6 protein-coding genes are annotated in these 8,366 nt (G+C 63.0%); 3 read left to right on the forward strand and 3 right to left on the reverse strand.

What is annotated here, in order from left to right:
* Positions 1-74: 74 nt before the first annotated feature.
* Both JQ575_RS22455 and JQ575_RS22460 read left to right on the forward strand, forming a co-directional pair.
* Positions 75-1,463, forward strand: coding sequence for a cation diffusion facilitator family transporter (locus JQ575_RS22455; protein ID WP_212035326.1), 1,389 nt, complete (start codon positions 75-77; stop codon positions 1,461-1,463).
* A gap of 205 nt (positions 1,464-1,668) precedes the next feature.
* Positions 1,669-3,969 carry a PAS domain-containing sensor histidine kinase gene (locus tag JQ575_RS22460; protein WP_212035327.1) on the forward strand — a complete coding sequence of 767 codons (2,301 nt, stop codon included), beginning with the start codon at positions 1,669-1,671 and terminating at the stop codon, positions 3,967-3,969.
* A 7-nt stretch (positions 3,970-3,976) separates the two neighbouring features.
* On the opposite strand, the gene JQ575_RS22465 is transcribed toward JQ575_RS22460, so the two are convergent.
* The gene (locus JQ575_RS22465; protein WP_212035328.1) at positions 3,977-4,873 is read right to left on the reverse strand and encodes a LysR family transcriptional regulator; all 897 of its coding nucleotides are present in this window, start codon (positions 4,871-4,873) and stop codon (positions 3,977-3,979) included.
* Between the two features lie 522 nt (positions 4,874-5,395).
* Here JQ575_RS22465 and JQ575_RS22470 point away from each other — a divergent pair.
* On the forward strand, positions 5,396-6,562 hold the full coding sequence (locus JQ575_RS22470) for a fatty acid desaturase (RefSeq protein ID WP_249166814.1): 1,167 nt from the start codon (positions 5,396-5,398) through the stop codon (positions 6,560-6,562).
* A gap of 141 nt (positions 6,563-6,703) precedes the next feature.
* Here JQ575_RS22470 and JQ575_RS22475 read toward each other — a convergent pair whose 3' ends face one another.
* On the reverse strand, positions 6,704-6,901 hold the full coding sequence (locus JQ575_RS22475; protein WP_212035329.1) for a hypothetical protein: 198 nt from the start codon (positions 6,899-6,901) through the stop codon (positions 6,704-6,706).
* A gap of 780 nt (positions 6,902-7,681) precedes the next feature.
* Entirely contained in the window at positions 7,682-7,876 is a 195-nt protein-coding gene (locus tag JQ575_RS22480; RefSeq protein ID WP_212035330.1) for a hypothetical protein, read from the reverse strand.
* Positions 7,877-8,366 lie beyond the last annotated feature (490 nt).

An 8,366-nucleotide genomic window follows, 5' to 3' on the forward strand; every position in this document is an offset into this window, starting at 1 on the left:
TTCTGCAAACCAGTTGCGACTAGCGCTGTGGATGGGCGCTTGATGTTGACGGACGCCCTGCTAAACCGCCGGTCATGACATTAACCCACGCCCGCGTTTCCAACCTCAAGACCAACGTCGCCGCGATCTCGATTTTTGCCAGCGCCGGCATGGCCGCGGCGAAATTCGCGGTCGGGATTGCGATCGGCAGTCTGGCGCTGATCTCGGAGGCCCTGCACTCCTCGGTCGACGTGGTCGCGACCATCATCACCTGGCTGGTGGTGCGGGTTTCCGACCAGCCGGCCGACGCGGAACATCATTACGGCCACGGCAAGTTCGAAAGCCTGTCGGCGCTGTTCGTCATCGCGCTGCTCTATGTGCTGGCCGGCGGCATTCTGGTGGAATCCTGGAGCCGCCTGCGCGAAGGCGCGCCGCCGCCGACGCTCTCGGCCGTGCCCTTCGTGGTGCTGGTGATCGACATCGGCGTCAATTTCTGGCGGGCGCGGGCGCTGCATCGCACCGCGCGCGAAACCAAGAGCCAGGCGCTGGCCGCCGACGCATTGCATTTTGCCTCCGATGTGCTGGGTTCGATCGCCGTCATCATCGGCCTGGTGCTGACCGGCTTCGGCTATGCCTGGGGCGACACCGTGGCGGCGATCGCGGTCGCCGTGATGATATCGGTGCTGGGCTTGCGGCTGGGACGATCGACCATCGAAACCCTGCTCGACCGCGCGCCGGAAGGCGCGGCGGAGAAAGCCACCGCGGCCATCCGCGCCGTACCCGGCGTGGTCGGCGTCGAACGGCTGCGCGTGCGCATGGTCGGGCCGACCCATTTCATCGACGCCATCGTCAACGTGCCCCGCACCACCCCGATCGACCGCGTCGAGGCGATCAAGCGGACCGCGCAGGCGGCGGTGAGCCAGGCGCTCGGCGACGCCGATCTGACGTTCACCGCGGTGCCGGTGGCGCGCGACAATGAGAGCGTGCGCGAGCGCATCATGGTGATCGCGCGCAATTCCGGCCTCGCGGTCCACCATGTCACGGTGCACGATCTCGGCGGAAGGCTGACGGTCAGCATCGACCTCGAGGTCGACGGCGACATGGTGCTATCAGCGGCGCACGACATCGCCCATGAACTGGAGCGCAGCATCCGCGAGGATTTTGGCGAGGATGTCGAGGTCGACACCCATATCGAGCCGCTGGAACCGGAACTGCCCCACGGCACCGACGCCTCACCCGAACGGGTGGACGTCATCAAGGCGGCGCTGGCCGGTTTCGCGGCCAACGGCGCCATCCATGACATCCATAATGTGCGGGTGCGCGACACCGACGCCGGCGAAATCGTCAACTTCCACTGCCGCGCCGCGCCCTCGATGAGCGTCATCAAGGTGCATGAGAACGTCGACGAGATCGAGCGCGCGCTGCGCCGCGCCTTCCCGACCATCAAGCGCGTGATCAGCCACGCCGAACCGCCCTATCTGTGAGTTGGACGTACTAATACGGACGCGTTCCTGTTTCGGACTCTTTTTGGAGTCCCTGATTCCCCGTTGGACAAGATTTATTTCATATTAACGAATCGTTGACTCTCGACAGCCCGGGAAAAACGGATTCAAATCACTATGATTCGGAAACGACGTGGGGTTCTTCCGAACGGTGTGAAAAAATTGATTTTGGTGGGGGTTTATTAGCATGGCGCGCGCGCATGCGGCGAACGCGTGTGTCCAATCCGATTCGATCAAGGGATTGGCGCAATCGATCGCAAAACCGGCTTACCACAGGCTGCTCATCGCCGAGCCGGCGCTGCGACGCGCCGTGCCGACCCTGATCATCGCCTTTCTGATCACGATCTGCCTCGGCGCGGTCGTGCAGGTGATCGACCAGACCCGGCAGAAGCGCGCCGCCATGAAGCGCGACCTCGCCGCCGTCACCGACCTCATGGCCGAACGCATCGATCGCCTCGCCTCCGTCCGGCAGGATCGCGCCCTCACCATCGACCGGCTGCAGAGCCTGCTGCCCGAACTCATTCCCTCCTGGGGCAACGCGGTCGGCCGCCATTTCATCGTCACCGGTGTGGAGCATCGCGTGCTGGCGCGGATCCCGGTCGAGGGCCTCAGCGAAAGCGACCGCGTGCTCGACGTGATCTCCACCGCGCAACTGCTCGCCGCGCCGGCGCAGCAGGGAATCATCAACGACATGACGCTGCCGAGCGGCAACGGCGCGCTGGCGATCTCGCGGCTGGTCAAGTCGCTGCCCGGCCAGGTCATCGTGATCCAGGAGAAGAACGATCCGCTGTGGGGATCGGACGCGGCGCTGTCGATGACGCTGTCCGCCACCACCGGCTTCGTCGTGCTGATCCTCGGCTTTGCGTTCCACTGGCAATCGACCCGCGCCCGCGAGGGCGACCTGATCAATGACGCGGTGCGCGGCCGGATCGACACCGCGCTCAACCGCGGCCGTTGCGGCCTGTGGGACTGGGATCTTTCGCGCGGCAGGATCTTCTGGTCGCAGTCGATGTTCACGATGCTCGGGCTTGACTCCCGCAACGACCTGCTGACGTTCGGCGAAGTCAACGCGCTGGTGAAATCCGACGACATCGACCTGTTCGCGATCGCCGACCAATTGATTTCCGGCAAGCTCGACCATATCGACCAGACCTTCCGCATGCAGCACACCGGCGGTCACTGGATCTGGCTGCGGGTGCGCTGCGAACTCAGCCAGGCCGCCGCCGATAGTGGCCTGCATCTGATCGGCATCGCGGTCGACATCACCGAACAGAAGAGTCTGGCCGAGAAAACCGTCGAGGCCGATCTGCGGCTGCGCGACGCGATCGAGACCATTCCGGAAGCCTTCGTGCTCTGGGATGCGGAAGACCGCCTGGTGCTGTGCAACTCGCATTTCCAGCGCCTGCACAAACTGCCTGACTCGGCGGTGACATCAGGCACCTCCTATGAAACCGTGATCGAAGTCGGCAGCATGCCGGAGGTCCGCACCAGACTGCAGGAGACCGGCGCGCAAGCGCCGGGAGCGCGCACCTTCGAAGCCCAACTCGACGACGGCAGCTGGCTGCACATCAGCGAACGCCGCACCAAGGACGGCGGCTACGTCTCGGTCGGCACCGACATTACCCGCATCAAGGAACACGAGCAGAAGCTGGTCGAAAATGACGCGCGGATGCGCGCCAACGTGCTCGATCTGAAGCGCTCGCAATCCGAACTCGCCGACCTCGCCGAGAAATACTCGCAGGAACGAACCCGCGCCCAGGAAGCCAACCACGCCAAGTCAAAATTCCTGGCCAATATGAGCCACGAACTGCGCACACCTCTGAACGCCATCATCGGATTCTCCGAGATCATGGGCAGCGGCATGTTCGGTGTGCTCGGCTCCGACAAATACCAGGAGTACTGCCACGACATCCTGACATCGGGCAAATACCTGCTCGAAGTCATCAACGACATCCTCGACATGTCGAAGATCGAGGCCGGCCGCATGAAGCTCGACATGGAGCCGCTCGACCTGTCGAACATTCTGGCGGAGTCGCTGCGCGTGGTGTCCGGGCGCGCGGAAGACAAGCATCTGACGCTGGACGCCGATATCGAAAGCACCATCTCGGTCATGGCCGACCGCCGCGCCGTCAAGCAGATCTTCGTCAACCTGCTGTCGAATGCCGTCAAGTTCACCCCCGACGACGGCCGGGTCACCGTGCGCGGCCAGGTGCTCAGCGATTCCATCGTGCTGGTGATCGCCGACACCGGCATCGGCATCGCCCCGGATTCGCTGCGGCGGCTGGGCAAACCGTTCGAGCAAGTGGAAAGCCAGCTCACCAAGACCTATCAGGGCTCGGGCCTCGGGCTCGCCATTGCGAGATCGCTAACCAGTCTGCACGGCGGAACGATGCGGCTGCGTTCCAAGCTCGGCGCCGGAACGGTGGTGCGGATCAGGCTGCCGCGCGAGCCGCAAACGCCGAGCGCAAAGCTGTCGGTCGCGGCGTAGCCGGCCCTCAGGTCGATTCCAGGGTCGGCGCCACTTCGCGGGCGATCTGCACCAGGGCTGCAATCAGCGGCGTCATCGGATCGCGCTGCGGGATCACCATGCCGATGCTGTAATCGACCACGGGATCGACGATCGGAATGCTACGGACGGTGTCCGCGAGCCCCAGCGTCTCCGCCAGCTTCGCCGGCATCACGCTCGCCCAGCGTCCGGTCTTGACGTGGGTATAGAGCACCAGGAGCGAGTTCGACGTCAGCGTCGGCATCGCCTCGGCGCCGACCGACGTCAGCGCGCGGTCGATGATGCGGCGGTTCTGCATATCCGGCGTCAGGAGGCACAGCGGCACCTGGCCGACCTCCTTCCAGGTGACCTGCTTGCGATCGCCGAACATCGCATCCGGCGCCGTCAGCAGGCGGTAGCTCTCGTTATAGAGCGGGATGGTGCGAACCTTGCCGATCGGCTCGTTCTCGATATAGGTCAGCCCGGCGTCGACCTCGAGATTTTCGAGCAGCCCCAGCACCTCGGCCGAGGTGCATGAGCGGATCTGGAAACGCACATCGGGATGGCGCGCGCGGAACGGCGTGGTGAGCTGCGCCACCATGCCGAGCACGGTGGGGATTGCCGCCAGCCTGATCTCGCCCGAGAGCTTGTCCTTGAGGCTGTTGATCTCCTGCCGCATCGCGCGGGTGTCGCCCACGATCCGCCGGGCCCAGTCGAGGGTGCGTTCGCCCTCGGGCGTAAAGCCCTGAAAGCGCGAGCCGCGCTGCACCAGCATGACGCCGAGGATTTCCTCGAGCTGCTTGAGGCTGGTCGACATGGTCGGCTGGGTGACGCCGCACGCCTCGGCGGCGCGTCCGAAATGCCGCTCCTTTGCGAGCGCAAGCAATAGTTCAAGCTTATCGAGCAAGAAGGCCTCAGTGAATCTGGTCGGTTAACCCCATGGTCCGGCGGTGACAAATACCACGGCCGCCGCTGGACCCATACGTCAAAGCCGAGCTCCAATCACGCGGTTTCGGAGCTCATTGGATACTGATATCGCCCGATTTTCAGGGCCTATCGGGCGAGCGGCGTGGAACGGGTTCCCAAAAATCTGGAACAATTCCAATTCCGGTCAGGGCGCGGGGCGGGCCGTCATTTCGCCCGCCCCGCCCTTTCGGCCGGAGTGCGACCCACGGCCTCAGGTCCGGTACCGGACATTGTCTTGCGCCGCGGGCTGGGCAGAACTATTTATGGTGATCGAACTTCGGCCGACCGACTTGGCCCCGCCCCTAGTGCGCGTGACTGACGAGCCTCTGCCCATTCTCGACCAACATCGTCGGGCCCCTCAGCGGGTCTTTAACCGGTGGATGCGATCATCACCCTCGCCCATCAACCGTGAGTCATGCCCGGCAGCATGCCGGCATGCGCCAGGGAGCCAAGTACGCACTTCATGTCCGACAAGCCAGACAATGCCGACGCCCAAACCGCCGACGCGCATGACGACATCATGTACCCGTCCGCGCTGCCGTTCATCGTGCTGCACTTCAGCTGCTTTGCCGCGTTCTGGACCGGCATCACCTGGCAGGCGGTCGCGATCTGCCTGACGCTGTACTGGCTGCGCATGTTCGCGATCACGGCGGGATATCACCGCTACTTCTCCCACCGCTCCTATGCGACCAGCCGGCTGTTTCAATTCGTGCTGGCTTTCCTCGCCCAAAGCACCACCCAGAAGAGCGTGCTGTGGTGGGCAGCCAAGCATCGCCACCACCATCTGCATTCCGATACGCAACATGACGTGCATTCGCCGCGGCACAAGGGCTTCTTCTACAGCCATGTCGGTTGGATTTTTTACCGGCAACACGACCTGACCGATCTGGTCAAGGTCGCGGATTTTGCGGCCTTTCCGGAATTGAGGTTCCTGCACCGGTTCGAGCAGCTGCCGAGCGTGATCCTCGCGATCATCTGCTTCCTGATCGGCGGATGGTCCGGCCTCGTGGTCGGTTTCGTCTGGAGCACGGTGCTGCTCTATCACGCGACCTTCTGCATCAATTCGCTGGCGCATGTTCACGGCCGCAAGCGCTACGTCACCGGCGACGATTCCCGCAACAACTGGCTGCTGGCGTTCTTCACCATGGGCGAAGGCTGGCACAACAACCACCACGCCTACCAGAGCAGCGCCCGCCAGGGTTTTCGCTGGTGGGAAATCGACGTCACCTTTTACATGCTCAAAGCGCTGTCTTTCGTTCGCGTCGTCCGCGACCTGAAGACGCCGCCCGCGGAAGTGCTGCGCAATGAGCAGCGGCTCGGTTCGCGCGTCATCAATCGCGCCGCCGACGAACTCGTCGCCTGGTTCAATCCCGAGCGGATCGCGCTCGCCGTTTCATCGGCGCTGCACTCGTCCGAATTGGTGGCGTTGCAGGAGACGCTGAGCCAGGCCCGATCTCAAACCGCCGAGATATTGGCATCGTTCCATCCGAGGATTCCGACGCGCGACGAATTGCTGGCGCAGGCGCAGGCGATGTTTGCGCGCACCCGCTCGCTCGACGAAATCGTCGATCGCGCGCACCAGCTGCTGCTCGGCGCCGTCGGCTCGCAGCTGATTGCGGTGCGGGCGTAAACGCAGCCGTAGGGTGGGCAAAGGCGCATTCGCGCCGTGCCCACCATCTATCTGCAATTCATCATTCCGACTGGTGGGCACGCGGAGCCTGTCATCGGGCGCGCATTCGCGCGACCCGGTGGCTTTGCCCACCCCAAATCGTCAAAATCCGATGGGGCCGAGCGCCCTGACCGAATCCATAGTCAAATAACCGGGAAACGGTCTCCACCAATCCGGCGCACCGGTGCCGGAGCCACCTGTGGAGGTGGACGCAGGCACTTTATCAAACGCCGATTTCAATCCGCCTCCGCTGATCACACCCAATTCATCGATGCTCAGTTCACGATTGCCCTTGGTCATGGCAAGTCTCCATCCGTTGGCGCAAGCGATCATCGCTCGTTGTGAGCACAACCTATGCCGGCAAGGCCAACTCTTCCGTGACTGTCGTCACGTGAGCGTCGCGCCGGCCAGGACAGGCTCCGGGGCCATCCGCCGACCAGCAAAGCCGCGGAATAGTTTCCGCCTTCCGCCTTCTGTTCCGCTTTGCGCAAAAGTTCCGACATCCATGGTGCGCGGTAAAAAACATTCTGGCTTGCATGAGCACTATTGATTGGCACTTTCGCGTAATAGCGCGCATCCTGCCTTATCACCGCCCTGCCCGTGGCACCCTTCGGTGACTGAGAGTTCGGTAACACTCCCGCCCACGGTTCGAGGTCAGTTCATGGATCGATTGATCCACGAACGAGATCTCGCCCGCAAAGCACTGTCCGGAATGACCGACCCAGTGAAACGTCAGCGGCGCTGACGGGCGAGTGTACGTCGACCGCTACCGCGCGATTTGAAACCAGCTTGATGCTCGCAACATCGACTGGTGGGACTGCAAGCGATCAACCCTGTTGGAGGATGTCATGGAAACTAGTTTTGGATCAACGCTCCTTGCATGCGGGGGGATATTCGTCCTCTCGTTCGTTACCATCTGGGCATTCTGGTATGTTGAACGATTGCGCGGATCGAGCGCGCCTCACGTCTAGAGCCACGGGTCTATCGCTGCGGCGACAATCCGCTTCTTGCCAGCCCGTCAACCGGTAGCGAGATGGTGAGAGGCCGGCCGTGGCTGGCATCGCGGCGGGACCCGACGCGTTAAGCGGGCTCCCAGCTTCCGAACGGAATTGAAACCGTCACCCCGCCGGCGGTGCAGTTGGCAGCGCCGAGTGTCAGGGTACCCGCGCTGGTTTTGATCATCGTCGTGGTTCCTACGCACACGTCTCCTTTGCCAAGACCACCGCTGACGGCATCGAGTGCATGGTCGTCCAAGGCAGGCATGTTCGAAGTCATCGCTGTCTCCATCGTTGCTCCGACAACGGACAATCCGTTGCCGGACTGACAGCTTCATGCCGGCCGACGACCGCGGCTGTGCGCGCCGTCACGGACAAGCGCTGGTTGTGCCAGGTCGTTTCGCTTGCCCTGCTGTTCCGATTTGAATTTCAAACAGCCCACCAACGTCATTGCGAGCGAAGCGAAGCAATCCATTCTTTCTTCGTGCGGCGGCATGGATTGCTTCGCTGCGCTCGCAATGACGACAAACGCAATTTCGCGTTCTCGCGGCACATCGCGCCCGAGCTTTGCTAGAAATTCCGCGCCCTCTCAATTCAGAGGGCGCAGGGAATGCCGGATGCGCGCTGCACCCGCGGTCTCATGTGCGATTGTGCATAAGAATGCTGCACATGAGCATACAGGGCAGCGGAGAACATCCGACATTCCCTGCGCAATGGCTTTACGGCTTATAACGCGCTCTCCCCGGTGAGACGGCCTCTATTGCCACCGT

The organism is Bradyrhizobium sp. JYMT SZCCT0428 (assembly GCF_018131075.1).
In the GTDB taxonomy this organism is placed as follows: Bacteria; Pseudomonadota; Alphaproteobacteria; order Rhizobiales; family Xanthobacteraceae; genus Bradyrhizobium.